This is a genomic window from Crocosphaera sp. UHCC 0190 (assembly GCF_034932065.1).
Taxonomy (GTDB): domain Bacteria; phylum Cyanobacteriota; class Cyanobacteriia; order Cyanobacteriales; family Microcystaceae; genus UHCC-0190.
This window is the reverse complement of the sequence record NZ_JAYGHP010000010.1, coordinates 96,225-109,617: the sequence shown is the minus strand read 5'-3', so window position 1 is coordinate 109,617 and position 13,393 is coordinate 96,225. Positions and strand designations below refer to the sequence as shown.

Sequence of the window (13,393 nt, the reverse complement as noted above, 5' to 3'; positions counted from 1 at the left end):
GACAGGGTTTTTTTTATGGGCTTTAAGGTTATATAAGTAGTCGGACATAAATAAACAGCCTCCTATGCTATGTTACTGTTTATAAATCAAACGTAAATACTATAGTTAATTCGTTAATCAAGAATGAACTGGACACCTGAAGCTGAAGCAAGACTCAAAGAAATTCCTTTTTTTGTCCGTCCCGCAGCCCGCAAGAAGATTGAAAAGTTTGCTGCGGAGGCAGGTCATAATCAAATTACCGTAGAAGTTCACGAACAAGCAAAAGCCAAGTTTGGCAGTAAGTAGAGACTGTGACAATTATTAAAGTGTCCTCTCTCCCTCCCATTAAACAATTATTGGTGTATAGTTGTATATAAGTTGATACCGAAAAGGTATCGTAATGGTGTGAGTGAGTAAGTAGAAAAGCATTTGGGGTCGAAACACGGCAAGACTCCCAGGTGCTTTTCTCATTGAAGAATGTTTTTCGTAAGCACTAGAGATATCAACAAAATGCTGAGGAAAATTAACCCAAATAAAATAAAGGTGGTTTTCTGCGATCGCTGCCATATTTCAGCATAACCCAATTGATGATTCTGAATCAAGATAAAAGCAGGTGGACTAAAAATAAATGGCAGAATACGATTCAATCCTAGTCTAATAAAAAAGTTGATATTCCACAATTGACGACGGAAAGGATCTTGATTATACTGCCAAGGAAAAGCTGTTTGACATAACCTTATTAAAGCAAAAATATCTGGCGATCGCTTAGACTCATACAAGGGTAATGCTTGGGTTAAGTCATCATTAGTTTGAGATAAGATATCATGGAAAATAAAAACATCTTCTAAAGCAGAATTAACCCCTTGTCCAATATCTGGGGGAAAACAATGTATAGCATCTCCTAATAAAATAATTCCGGTCTTATTTTCTTCATTTAACCAATAGCAACCCTCACAATATTGGGGAATGGGAAAACATCCCCCCTCACTTTTAGCAAATCTTTCTGCTTCTTGGGGATCAATAATTTTATTAATAGGTAACTGGGGAAATGCTTGCTCAAAAAATTGATAAAGTTGGTCACTATTTTTGATGTCCCAAAGTTGATGATGGGGACGAGTAATTAAATTAGCAGTGCGAGGTGTATCAGGATTTTTTAGGGGAAGTATCCCCAAGGAAATCGATTTATCTTGTCCTTTAAAGGTTCCCCGAATAACATAAGCTTGCTCACAAATTGCCCGATCTTCATTATCATCTGATAGGGGAAAATTTGGGGGTAAGGTCAACACTTTATATCTTAACCTTGAACTGGGAGAAGGAAATTCTTTCATCTTAAATCTATCAGATAGTGTTGAATTTTCTTGGTTTAAAGTCATTCTCACCATAGAATTAAATCCATCACAACCCACTAATAAAGATGGTTTAAATGTCAAGATTTTACCTTCTTGATCTTGAGCAATTATTTCTAAGTTCTCATCAATATTGTTTTTAATTTCAATACATTTTGTAGCAAATAATACGGTAATTTTATCTAACCAATGATGTTGAATTTCTTGATAAAGCAAATTAACAAAATCTCGTCTTTGCAACCAATAAGCTGTTTTTCGTTTCGGATCAACAATAGGCAATTTAACAGTTTTTCTTTTACTATTTGCTTCTATTTTTGTCAAGTAAAAATCCGTACTCGCAACACTAATTCTTGCTAATTTATCAGTAATTCCTAAAAGATCTGTGAACTTTTGACCTCTTCCATCGATCATATAATTAAAAGATTTATCGGGTTCATAATAGTCAGCACTGGGACGTTTTTCAATCACTGTAATGTTATCCCAACCTCGTTTCGCTAACATCAAAGCTGTGGAAAGTCCTGCGGGGCCACCTCCAATAATTACACTATCTTTAAATTTTGTTATTGCTTGGTTTGTTGTTGCTGATTTCATGATTTAACTAGCTAAAAATTGAGCAATTTTTTGGATAATAAATAAACTAGAGATTGAGTTCCCTTCTGCATCTAGGGCAGGACTATAACAAGCGATCGCCCCTTCTTCTGGTACTAAGGATAATATAGCACCACTGACCCCTGATTTGGTAGGAAATCCCACTTTTTTGGCAAAGGTGTCTGATGCTTCATAGAGTCCACAGGTAGTCATAATTTCCCTCACAATCAAACAATTTTCTTGAGAGAGAGAAGAGGGGCAATTTACTAATAATAAACCCAAACGAGCTAAATCAATAATGGTTCCCGAAAGACAACAAATGTGATTATAAGTATCTAAGGTAATTTCAGGCTCATTTATTTGGTTTTGTTTGACTAATTCTTGCAGAATTGATTGATTACGAATATTGGGTAAAGATTGAACAGAATTTAACATGAATTCATCTAAAAATAAATTACAATTAGCCTGTTTATTTAACCATTTTTGTAAATTTTGACAGCGAGTTTTACCATCTTTTCCAAGCAATAAAGAAGCTAGGGTGATGGCCCCACTATTAATCATCGGATTTCTAGGAAAACCTTGATCTATCTGTAATTGTTCAAGAGAATTAAAGGGATAATTAGAGGGGTCACGGCCAACCTTATTAAAAATAAATTCTTTTCCCAATTGGGAGAGTAAATAGAATAATAAAAAAGGCTTGATAATACTCATCAAAGGGAAAGTTTTATCAATGTCTCCCTGTGCATTAATTTGATGATTGATAGGGAGAATACAAACCGCTAATAAATTGGGAGGCGTTTGCTGCAATAAAGGGATATAATTAGGGAGTTTACCTTTATTTGCTGCTTGAGATGCTTCAGTTAACCAGTGTGATAATTGTTGAGAATTTAAGTTAGTTAGTAATTGGCCCATTCTCTTTTTTCAATAGGAATTCAACCTACAAAATACACCAAATCTTATAAAATAAAACTAGATCACTTATCTTTATAAACTATTGTGACTCAAGACTCTTCAAATCTTTGGCCCGAGGTACTACAACAACTGCTTAACCAACAGTCCTTATCCCAACCCCAAGCCTCTCAACTGATGCAAGGATGGTTAGAAGAAGCCATTCCTCCTGTGCTATCTGGGGCTATTTTAGCAGCAATTCAAGCCAAAGGAGTATCTGCTAACGAATTAGCGGGAATGGCTCAAGTCTTGCAAAAACAGTCTATACCAGAAACTCCTATTAATCATAGTCAACCCGTCATTGACACCTGTGGAACCGGAGGAGACGGAGCCTCTACCTTTAATATATCAACTGCCGTCGCCTTTGTCGCTGCTGCTGCCGGGGTAAAAGTCGCCAAACATGGCAACCGTTCCGCATCTAGTAAAGTTGGCTCAGCCGATGTGTTAGAATATTTAGGAGTCAAACTATCAGCAACTCCCGAAAAGGTAGCAGATGCTTTAAAAGAAGTTGGTATTACCTTTTTATTTGCTCCTGGTTGGCATCCGGCGATGAAGCACGTGGCCCCCTTAAGAAAAACCTTAAAAATTCGCACTATTTTTAATTTATTAGGCCCTTTAGTTAACCCATTGCGTCCCACTGGCCAAATTATTGGGGTTTATTCTCCTCAGTTTTTAAGTCCTATGGCCCAAGCTTTAAATCAATTAGGAATTCCCCAAGCAATGGTATTATATGGACGGGAAAAATTAGATGAAGCAGGGTTAGGAGATGCTACAGATTTAGCCTTATTAAAAGATGGCAAAGTGAGATTAGGTGAAATTAACCCTTCACTATTAGGATTAACTGCCGCACCTCTAACCGCTTTAAAAGGCGGAAATGTCGAAGAAAATGCCACAATTCTTACTAATGTTTTACAAGGAAAAGGCACTCAAGCACAAGAAGATGCAGTGGCTTTAAATGCGTCTTTGGCATTGCAAGTGGGAAATTATATCTCTTGGGAAGACCATAAAAAAGGTGTTGAAACTGCCAAGGAAATTCTCAAAAGTGGGGCAGCTTGGGCAAAATTAACCAGCTTAGTTAGATTTTTGAATGATTAATTTATCAAAAGATTGTAGGGAGATTTCGTAGGGATTTAACACTGTTAAATCCTTTTATTTACATCTCATTCAAGTCTATCATATCAAATATAATAATATCAGGACATAACACTGTTATGTCCCTAGGCAATGGGTAGATTCAGAATAATTCTAACAACTAAGGTTTAGTTTGTACCAATAAAGACCGTTTTTCACCCCGATAAACTGGAACAATATTGGCGATTAACCCTTGTTTTTGTAAAGCTTGAATCCGTTGTTGAGCTTGCTGAGAATTTTGGAACATTCCCGCATGAATAACCCCTTCACTTTGGCGAATAAATGCCATCGGTTCAATCACTTTAACTTGAGACAATAATAAGTCTTGATTACCGACAACTTCAACCCGATAAAAACTAGGTTTTTCATCAGATTGAGAAGTTTGGGGAACAGGTTGAATAGTAGTTGAAACAGGTTCCACATTTAAAACAGTAGGAAGGGTTTCAGTTTCAGTTTCAGAAATATTCTCAGCAGGAAGGGTTTGGGGTGCTTGAAAAGTATATTCTCGTATTGGTTGGGACGCTTTCGGCGCAACTGGAATGACTTCAACCGGCGTAATTACCTCATTTTTGGGCGCAACCGGAACTCTTTCAACCGAAGCAGGAGTAACATTTTTGGGCAGGGGAGGGGGAGGTAAAGGGCGGCCAGTCAAACTTTGGGCGTAACCAACAGAAGCAGAACCCATTATTAAAACCAAGCTAGACGCACAACCTAAACAAGTTGAAAATTTTCTTAAGCTTCCTGGGAACAAGGCTTGGCCACCAGGAGTCAAGTTAATTAAGGCACGGATTTGAGTAAGAATCATCACAATTAGACCTTTGTTAAACATCCTCACACCTTCGACATCAGGAATTTTCCCCTGAGTCGTCAGGTCGATTACACACTTACGCACTATTGTAATATTGAAAATGTTAGCCTAGGGAGAGTAAACGGTTAATTTTTTGCTTTTTAAGAAACCTTTAACAATGAACAAGGTCGTCGTTGGTTTGTCCGGTGGGGTTGATAGTTCCGTCGCTGCTGCGAGTTTACACCATCAAGGTTGTGAAGTAATTGGGTTAACCCTTTGGTTGATGAAAGGGAAAGGACAATGCTGCTCCGAGGGAATGGTAGATGCGGCGTTTATTTGCGAACAATTGGGCATTCCTCATCATATTGTGGATACTAGAGACTTATTTCAAGCCAATATTATTGATTATTTGGTGTCAGGGTATGAGTCGGGTATTACCCCCCTGCCTTGTTCTCAGTGTAATAGTGCGGTCAAATTCGGCCCCATGTTAGCTTATGCTAAACAAGAGTTAAACTGCGATCGCATTGCTACGGGTCATTATGCTCGTATTCGCTATGATGATCAGACACAACGTTATCAATTATTAAGGGCAGTTGATCGCAATAAAGATCAATCCTATTTTTTATACGATCTTTCTCAAGATATTTTAGCCGGAACGCTCTTTCCTTTAGGGGAACAAACCAAGGAAGAAACCCGACGCATTGCCGCAGAATTTGAGCTTAAAACTGCCAGTAAACCGGAAAGCCAAGATTTATGTCTCATTGAAGCTCACGGCTCTATGGCGGCGTTTCTTGACCAATATATTAACCAAAAAGAGGGGGATATTGTTGACCTTGATGGTAAAGTATTAGGGAAACACCAAGGCATTCATCATTACACCATTGGCCAACGGAAGGGGTTAGGAGTTGCGGCCCCAGAGCCTTTGTATGTGGTAAAACTAGATGCGGTGATGAATCGGGTTATTGTGGGAAACCGTGCTAATGCTGGTCGTTCTGATTGTACTGTAGGGCGAATGAATTGGGTGTCTATGGTTGAACCTGTTTCCCCTATTCAAGTACAGGTACAAGTGCGTTATCGTTCCCCTGCGGTTTCTGTAACAGTAATTCCCATTGAAGATCATCGCCTAAAATTAGTGTTTGATGAGCCTCAATTTGGTATTACTCCAGGCCAAGCAGCCGTATTATATGATGGGGAAATTGTACTTGGTGGCGGCATTATTGAACAAGTTAAAAATTAGAAATTGTTGGGGCAACATTAAATATTGTCGGGGCAACATTAAACATTTTCAGGACGCAAGCATTGCGCCCCTACTGCTTAACAGAAGGGGCAATAATCATCATTTGATCGCCGCTTCCGCTTTCATAAATGACTAAAATAGGGGAAAGTAAGCTGTAAGGTGGGCATTGCCCACCCTACGTTTAACATCCAAAATCGTTATATTCTCGCCATGCCCAACCTTTGAATATCCGATTCTGAAAAATGAAAATTTCCCTATTCTCTGTTAATGCTGAGGCTAAAGCTTGGTATGATGAATAAAACTGAGGCATTACGACAAGCAAAACTAAATTACAAAGATAATCATCCCGTTTTTTGGTCGCCTTTTATCTTAATCGGAAGCGGAAAATGAACGTAAATACTAATGAACCATTATTATTGGCACACAGTGAACATTTTCATCAGGAAAACAAGTCAAACCATACAGAGAGTCAAGAGTCTCACCAAGAAAAAATAAAGACAGTAAACCCTGGTCAAAATTTAACCAAACAGGCCCCATCTTCTCCCATTGTTATTAAAATGGACGCTCAAAGTCAAGCCCAAACTAATAATATTTGGGGAGTTGGGGAAGTTATTTTTGTCCTATTAGTAATCTCCCCCTTACTGTTATCTTCCTTGAAAAAAATCATTCATCGCTGAACAATTTTAGTCGGTGGCCCACTCTTGCGAAGGAATTAAATCACCAATACAATCTCTAAGTAAGAAATCATGTCTTTCTAACTCCATTTCAATGCAAGACCATTCCCCGGAAGGTAGGTATTGACAAAGGGTATAAATTCGCTGTTTGCGATCAACTTTCCCTTGTTGCACTAGCTGACGAGCCTCTTCTTGAATGTCTTCGATAGAATAGCGTGTCATTTGAAGCATGATTCAGTCTCTCCTTAGTCTAAACTCAATAACAGTAAAATCTTTTGGTTAAAATCTCGATTAAATTAGCTTTTCAAGGTGGTTAAGTTAATAAACATGAAAATCTAGTAGATTTGTTTAACCAACTCTAACTTAGGATTAAGTTTAGATTCCCCTATTTATATTGTAGCCATTGTAACATTTTTTTATTTCCAGAAAGATTAAAACTTAATAAAGAGTGGGTTAAATCAGCTTAATGTAAAGCTTCTCGAAAAATAATTAAATCTTATTACCCAAATTTATCAATAATTAGGCTAATTGGTTATAATCATAGTCTTCTTTGGAGAAAAATAAGATGACTTCCCTGCCTGAAGACGCGCTTGAGTATCATCGTTCGGGTCGCCCTGGTAAAATAGAAGTTAATGCGACAAAAGCATTCATTACCCAGCGTGATCTCTCCTTAGCTTATACCCCTGGAGTAGCAGAACCCTGTCGTCAAATTTATCAAGATCCAGAACGTGCCTATGATTATACCATAAAGGGAAATTTAGTGGCAGTTGCAACCAATGGAACGGCGGTTTTAGGGTTAGGAAATATTGGCCCCTTAGCTGGAAAACCCGTAATGGAGGGGAAAGCTGTCCTTTTTAAACGCTTTGCTGATATTGATGTTTTTGACTTAGAAATTAACGCAACTGATCCCGATCAATTTATTGCTACAATTAAAAGTTTAGAGCCAACTTTTGGTGGTATTAATTTAGAAGATATTAAAGCACCGGATAGCTTTTATATTGAAGAAACATTGAAAAAAAAGATGAAAATCCCGGTATTTCATGACGATCAACATGGAACCGCAATTATTACGGGTGCAGCGTTATTAAATGCCTTAAAAGTTGCTGAAAAACCGATTGAAACTGTTAAAATTGTCTACTGTGGGGCCGGTGCCGCTGCGATCGCCTGTGCCAAACTTCATGTCAGATTAGGAATTAATCCGAAAAATTTGATTATGTGTGACAGAAAAGGGGTAATTTATGAGGGTAGAAAAGAAGATATGAACCCCTATAAAGCCTTATTTGCCTCTCAAACTGAAGCCAGAACTCTTGAAGATGCACTAGAGGGAGCAGATGTGTTTATTGGACTCTCAGTAAAAGGTGCGTTATCAGTTTCCATGTTGCAGTCAATGGCTAAAAATCCCATTGTTTTCGCCTTAGCCAATCCCGATCCTGAAATTGAATATAATACAGCAATTAATGCTCGTCCTGATGTCATTTTAGCGACAGGAAGATCAGATTATCCTAACCAAGTTAATAATGTTTTAGGCTTTCCCTTTATCTTTCGGGGTGCTTTAGATGTACGGGCCACAGATATTAATGAAGCCATGAAAATTGCGGCAGTTAATGCTTTGGTTAAGCTATCTCAAGAGGAGATTCCCCATACAGTTTTACGCGCTTATGGACTAGAAACTATTTCTTTTGGACGACATTACTTAATTCCTAAACCCTTTGATCATCGGGTATTATTTTGGGTTGCTCCTGCGGTTGCACAAGCCGCAATAGAGACAGGAGTTGCAAAAAAAATGATTAACTTAAATACTTATCAAGAGTCCCTAGAGCAGCGAATGGGGATGTCAAGAGAAATTATTCGTCATAGTATTCAAAAGGCAAAAATAAACCCTAAACGTATTGTTTTTCCTGAAGGCGATCATCCTAAAATTTTGAGTGCTTGTCAAATTTTAATTGAAGAAGGTATTGCCCATCCCATTTTAATTGGTTCTCAAACAAAAATCCAGCAAACAATTGCGGAATTAGGCTTAAATTTACCAGATATCCTAATTATTGATCCGGCCACATCTCCCAACTTAGAAGCTTATACCCAAGAGTTATTTAAACTGCGTCAACGCAAAGGAATAACCCTAAACCAAGCGAAACAAAGCATTTTAAATCACAATATTTTTAGTTTATTAATGGTGCATTTAGGGGACGCAGATGGGTTTGTTGCGGGGGTGAGTCAAGCTTATCCTGACACCATTCGTTCCGCATTACAAATTATTGGCACAAAACCGGATGTAACTCACGCTTCTGGGGTGTATTTAATGTTATTTAAACATCATGTTTATTTCTTTGCAGATACAACCGTAAATATTGAACCTTCAGCCGAAATTCTAGCCGATATTGCCATTGAAAGTGCAACCTTAGCAAAAAGATTAGATATTATTCCTCGCATTGCCATGCTTTCTTTTGCTAACTTTGGCAGTGTGAAACATCCCCTTTGCGATCGCGTTAGAGAAGCAGTTAAATTAGTAAAAACGAGACAACCTGATTTAATAATTGATGGAGAAATGCAAGCAGATACGGCTGTTAATCCTATTTTAGTCAAAGAACATTATCCTTTTAGTGAAATTAAAGGAAATGCTAATATTCTCATTTTTCCTGATTTACAATCGGGAAATATTGCTTATAAATTACTCCATGAATTAGGAGGTGCAGAAGCCCTTGGTCCTATTTTAATGGGAATGAGAAAATCTGTCCATATTCTGCAAAGAGGGTGTCAAATTAATACCATTGTTAATATGGCAGCAATTGCTGTTTTAGATGCTCAAGAATTAAATACTTATTAAGTGATAAATTAACATGAAAATCAACAATCTGTAGGGGTAATTCATGAATTACCCCTAGACAAAAAACGATTCATAAATAGATTGCATAACCCCCAATTAATTGACAAATTTAGCTAATTTAAACAATGTTTCTGGACTATCATCATGAGACACTCCAATACGAGGAATTCTCATTTTATTAGGCATAAAAAGGAAGTTTCTTAGTTTACTATTATAACCATATCCTGATAAATAATATTTTGCTGTTTCGGTTTCCACTTGTTCATCTAACTGATTATAGGGGTAAGCAAAATGAATGGCAATTGTATCATTTTGGGGTAAATCTGCTGTACAATTTTGCAGGATTTTTTGTGACTCTATTAATTCTGTCGTTAATACTTTATTATCTAACCCTTTTAAAGTTCGATGGGTTAAACCATGAGATTGAATATCATAAAATCCTTGATTTATTCCTTCTCTAAGATCATCACAATTCAGATATTTAACTTTACCTCTTGATTCTGATTCTTCCATAAATTTAGGATTAATAAATAAGACAACTTTTAGAGAAACATTGTGTTTTTTTTCTAGCTTTTCTAATAAAGGAATGAGATAAACATTCAAACTTTTATAACCATCATCAAAAGTCAATAGAATTGGCTTATTATTCTGTTTTTCCGAGGGAATAGGTTGAGATTTTATGATAAAATAATCATAGAGTTCTTGGGAAGATAAAAACCAGTAATTATCTTGAATTAGCTTTTCTAAGAAAGTTTCGAGGTCTTGTATGGTATAATCTAAATAGTTAGCCCGTGAAGGCCATTTTTTAGGTTGTTCTCGATCAATTATTCCATGCAAAGCAAAGACAGGAACTTGAAAAGTTACTTGCTGAATAATAATCAAACTAATGAGAATAACAATTACTACTATTAAGACACCTTGAATAAGATACTTTCGACCGTTAAGTAACTTCATTTTATTTCCAATCAATTTTAGTATTTGGTCGTCATGAAATGTATACTAAGTTCTTAGTAAAGGCTTTAGCCTTTTATTTAATCCAACGATTAATAATAGGTTGTAATTTAATTTCTACCAAATAAGAAAGACCAAAAATCAAGATAATCTTTAAGAGATAATCTAGCCATATATTGGGAAGATAGGGAGATAAATTTAATTGAGTTAAGATAGGGTAATGGAAGATATACAGTCCATAGGAAATGGGGGCAACCTTAATGAATAATCCGAAAGTAGTATCAAAATAACGGAGTTTATATTGATACCAAATCAACCCAATTACTATCGCAATAAAGGCGATAAAAAAATGTCTAAAATTGAGAAAAGGATAATAACCAAGCCTAATTTGACTCACAAACATTACTGGAGTAAAACTAATAATAGACATCAAAAACAAACAAATTAGAATTGGTTTAATTGTCCGAAAAGTAAACCGTTTCGTTCTTATATAAACTTCTGCTGCCTCTAAACCACACCACCAAATAATAAAATAAGCTAAATATAAAGAAATGGGATTCGGATATATAATATAGATAAAATAGGAGATAAAAGAAACACCAAAAACCCAATAAATGCGATGGGGAAGTTTAAAAAAAGCCGTCTTAAACAAAATAAAAAATAACATATAAAACCACCACTCATAAGATAAACTCCAGAGGGGATAGTTAGCTAAAAATGGCTTAACAATAATTCCTGGTTTAGCAGAAAAATCCTGCAACATGAATAAATTTCCTAGGAGTTGATTCCAAGAAAACTCCCGCAAAAATTTTTGATTTAAAATTGCCAGGGTACAAGAGAGAATAAGGGCAACTAAAAAGGGAAAATAAATGCGTCGAAACCGTCTAATAAAATAGTAACTAAAACTCATATCTGGTTTTCGATAAACCGAGATATAAATGACAAAACCACTGAGGAGAAAAAACAAAATAACGGCTTCCTGTCCAAAGGAAAAAAAGAGAGTTTTAATCTTTTCTGGAATAAAGTTACTTGTATGAGAAATATGATATATAATTACATATATAGCAGCAAAACCACGAATATCGTCTAGTTTTTTAAGATGAGTTTTTGGGGTTGATATCGGTTGATTCACTTTTGTCTATGCTAAAAATAAATAATTTATAAAATAATTATAAACGATCTGGGGCAATAATTACTTGACTTAAGGTAAATAATTTTCATTCAGTAAATCTTCTAATTAATAATTATTAATTATTAATTAATAGGTGAAATTCATAATGAATCAGGTGGGCAATGCCCACCCTACGGATAATTATTGGTTAAGTGTGATCGGTGGTATTTCCGATTGAGAAATACGAGTATTGACAATTGATGATTGTAAAATCGGGGTACTTGTTACCGAATCATTCGCTAAAGTAAACAGAGGATTAGATAAAATTCCCGCTAAAGTTGTGGCAATAACTGACAAAACTAATCCTACTTGTAAAGGACGCATTCCGGGTAAATTCCAGCGAATTTCAGGATAGTTTTTCACAGCATCAGACATCTCATGAGGTTCTTTAACCACCATCATTTTTACCACCCGAATATAGTAGTAAATCGACACCACACTGGTGACTAAAGCTAATAAAACCAGCCCATAAAGTTCCGCTTGCCAACCGGCCCAAAATAGATAAATTTTACCGAAAAATCCAGCAAGGGGAGGGATACCACCCAAAGAAAGTAAACAGAGACTTAAACCCAAAGTTAACAGAGGATCTTTTTGATAAAGTCCTGCATACTCACTAATTTGATCCGTTCCTGTTCGTAAAGAAAAGAGAATAACTCCGGCAAATGCGCCCAAGTTCATGAACAGGTAAATTAACAAATAGAACACCATGCTAGAGTATCCCGCATCTGTTCCAGCCGTTAAGCCAATCATCACAAACCCTGCTTGGCCAATGGAAGAATAGGCCAACATCCGCTTCATACTGGTTTGGGCCAAAGCCACCACATTACCCAGTACCATACTCAGGATAGCCAAAGCAGTGAAGATCAGATGCCATTCATCCACAATAGACGCAAAGGCAGTCACTAACAAACGAATGGCCAGAGCAAACCCGGCTGCTTTTGATCCCACCGAAAGAAAGGCCACCACAGGGGTAGGGGAACCTTCATAGACATCCGGTGTCCATTGGTGGAAAGGAACCGCCGAAATTTTGAAAGCAATACCAGCAATGACAAATACTAAGGAGATCGCCAGCCCTAAAGATTTTACCCCGTCAGCAGTGACCAGGTTAGCAGAAATCTCACTCAGGATAGTTTCTCCTCCAGATAACCCATAAAGCAAAGAGGTTCCATAGAGGAAAATAGCGGAACTAGAAGCCCCAATTAAGAGATATTTTAAAGCCGCTTCATTGGAACGGGGGTCACGCTTCATATATCCTGTCATTAAGTATGAGGAGATACTTAACATTTCCAAGGAGATGAAGATCATCACTAATTCGTTGGCCCCACAGAGGAACATGGCCCCCAAGGTGGCCGTTAACAGAATGGCGATGAATTCTGCTAGAGATGTCCCCGTTTGTTCGACGTAACGGACAGACATCAAGATAGTGACAAGGGTAGATAAGGCCACAATGGCCCGAAAAACGATACTGAGGTTATCCCCATTAAAAGACCCTAGGAACCCGATAGTAGAAGGGGTGTCCCAAGCGGTGTAAAGGGCGAAAAGTGCAGCGAGTAAACCAGCGATCCCAGCATAGGGTAGCCAAGTTCTGGTATTTCGTCCCCCAATGAGATCGGCAATGAGAATGAACATTAGGGTGATGATAACAATTCCTTCGGGCAGAATTGTCCCTGCATTCAATTGACTGGCAATGTTACTAGAAAAATCCATAGAGTTTTAGAAACAGAGTTTTCGCAAAAAAGACACCATTACGTTAAGCA

12 protein-coding genes are annotated in these 13,393 nt (G+C 37.1%); 5 read left to right on the top strand and 7 right to left on the bottom strand.

Going from position 1 to position 13,393, the window contains the following annotated elements:
- The first annotated feature begins 123 nt into the window (after positions 1 to 123).
- Positions 124 to 285, top strand: a complete 162-nt coding sequence (locus VB715_RS14970; RefSeq protein WP_323302019.1) for a PCP reductase family protein — start codon at positions 124 to 126, stop codon at positions 283 to 285.
- A gap of 161 nt (positions 286 to 446) precedes the next feature.
- Here VB715_RS14970 and VB715_RS14965 read toward each other — a convergent pair whose 3' ends face one another.
- Both VB715_RS14965 and VB715_RS14960 read right to left on the bottom strand, forming a co-directional pair.
- A complete protein-coding gene (locus tag VB715_RS14965; protein WP_323302018.1) occupies positions 447 to 1,916 on the bottom strand; it encodes an NAD(P)/FAD-dependent oxidoreductase in 1,470 nt (489 codons plus the stop codon).
- 3 nt (positions 1,917 to 1,919) lie between these two features.
- Positions 1,920 to 2,825: a glutaminase gene (locus VB715_RS14960; protein ID WP_323302017.1), complete on the bottom strand. Its 906-nt coding sequence runs from the start codon at positions 2,823 to 2,825 to the stop codon at positions 1,920 to 1,922.
- 84 nt (positions 2,826 to 2,909) lie between these two features.
- Between VB715_RS14960 and trpD the strand changes: the two genes are divergently transcribed.
- Positions 2,910 to 3,956 (top strand): anthranilate phosphoribosyltransferase, encoded by a 1,047-nt coding sequence (gene trpD / locus VB715_RS14955; RefSeq protein ID WP_323302016.1) that lies wholly within the window; start codon positions 2,910 to 2,912, stop codon positions 3,954 to 3,956.
- 157 nt (positions 3,957 to 4,113) lie between these two features.
- On the opposite strand, the gene VB715_RS14950 is transcribed toward trpD, so the two are convergent.
- Positions 4,114 to 4,884, bottom strand: a complete 771-nt coding sequence (locus tag VB715_RS14950; protein WP_323302015.1) for a hypothetical protein — start codon at positions 4,882 to 4,884, stop codon at positions 4,114 to 4,116.
- A 73-nt stretch (positions 4,885 to 4,957) separates the two neighbouring features.
- On the opposite strand from VB715_RS14950, the gene mnmA reads away from it, so the two are divergent.
- Together mnmA and VB715_RS14940 are read left to right on the top strand one after the other, a co-directional pair.
- On the top strand, positions 4,958 to 6,016 hold the full coding sequence (mnmA, locus tag VB715_RS14945) for a tRNA 2-thiouridine(34) synthase MnmA (RefSeq protein ID WP_323302014.1): 1,059 nt from the start codon (positions 4,958 to 4,960) through the stop codon (positions 6,014 to 6,016).
- Positions 6,017 to 6,402: 386 nt separating this feature from the next.
- On the top strand, positions 6,403 to 6,693 hold the full coding sequence (locus VB715_RS14940) for a hypothetical protein (protein ID WP_323302013.1): 291 nt from the start codon (positions 6,403 to 6,405) through the stop codon (positions 6,691 to 6,693).
- A gap of 6 nt (positions 6,694 to 6,699) precedes the next feature.
- Here VB715_RS14940 and VB715_RS14935 read toward each other — a convergent pair whose 3' ends face one another.
- Complete coding sequence (locus VB715_RS14935) at positions 6,700 to 6,912, bottom strand: DUF4327 family protein (RefSeq protein ID WP_416336942.1); 213 nt, start codon at positions 6,910 to 6,912, stop codon at positions 6,700 to 6,702.
- A gap of 343 nt (positions 6,913 to 7,255) precedes the next feature.
- Between VB715_RS14935 and VB715_RS14930 the strand changes: the two genes are divergently transcribed.
- Complete coding sequence (locus VB715_RS14930; protein ID WP_323302011.1) at positions 7,256 to 9,514, top strand: NADP-dependent malic enzyme; 2,259 nt, start codon at positions 7,256 to 7,258, stop codon at positions 9,512 to 9,514.
- Positions 9,515 to 9,610: 96 nt separating this feature from the next.
- Here VB715_RS14930 and VB715_RS14925 read toward each other — a convergent pair whose 3' ends face one another.
- The 3 genes from VB715_RS14925 to VB715_RS14915 form a co-directional block, all read right to left on the bottom strand.
- The gene (locus VB715_RS14925) at positions 9,611 to 10,468 is read right to left on the bottom strand and encodes a polysaccharide deacetylase family protein (RefSeq protein ID WP_323302010.1); all 858 of its coding nucleotides are present in this window, start codon (positions 10,466 to 10,468) and stop codon (positions 9,611 to 9,613) included.
- Between the two features lie 73 nt (positions 10,469 to 10,541).
- A complete protein-coding gene (locus VB715_RS14920) occupies positions 10,542 to 11,597 on the bottom strand; it encodes an acyltransferase (RefSeq protein WP_323302009.1) in 1,056 nt (351 codons plus the stop codon).
- Positions 11,598 to 11,777: 180 nt separating this feature from the next.
- Positions 11,778 to 13,343, bottom strand: a complete 1,566-nt coding sequence (locus VB715_RS14915; RefSeq protein ID WP_323302008.1) for an NAD(P)H-quinone oxidoreductase subunit N — start codon at positions 13,341 to 13,343, stop codon at positions 11,778 to 11,780.
- Positions 13,344 to 13,393 lie beyond the last annotated feature (50 nt).

What these genes read in the sequence shown, in the direction of transcription:
- VB715_RS14970 (WP_323302019.1), top strand. Translation starts at nt 124, where the DNA reads ATGAACTGGACACCTGAAGCTGAAGCAAGACTCAAAGAAATTCCTTTT.
- VB715_RS14965 (WP_323302018.1), bottom strand. Translation starts at nt 1,916, where the DNA reads ATGAAATCAGCAACAACAAACCAAGCAATAACAAAATTTAAAGATAGT.
- VB715_RS14960 (WP_323302017.1), bottom strand. Translation starts at nt 2,825, where the DNA reads ATGGGCCAATTACTAACTAACTTAAATTCTCAACAATTATCACACTGG.
- mnmA (WP_323302014.1), top strand. Translation starts at nt 4,958, where the DNA reads ATGAACAAGGTCGTCGTTGGTTTGTCCGGTGGGGTTGATAGTTCCGTC.
- VB715_RS14940 (WP_323302013.1), top strand. Translation starts at nt 6,403, where the DNA reads ATGAACGTAAATACTAATGAACCATTATTATTGGCACACAGTGAACAT.
- VB715_RS14935 (WP_416336942.1), bottom strand. Translation starts at nt 6,912, where the DNA reads ATGACACGCTATTCTATCGAAGACATTCAAGAAGAGGCTCGTCAGCTA.
- VB715_RS14930 (WP_323302011.1), top strand. Translation starts at nt 7,256, where the DNA reads ATGACTTCCCTGCCTGAAGACGCGCTTGAGTATCATCGTTCGGGTCGC.
- VB715_RS14925 (WP_323302010.1), bottom strand. Translation starts at nt 10,468, where the DNA reads ATGAAGTTACTTAACGGTCGAAAGTATCTTATTCAAGGTGTCTTAATA.
- VB715_RS14915 (WP_323302008.1), bottom strand. Translation starts at nt 13,343, where the DNA reads ATGGATTTTTCTAGTAACATTGCCAGTCAATTGAATGCAGGGACAATT.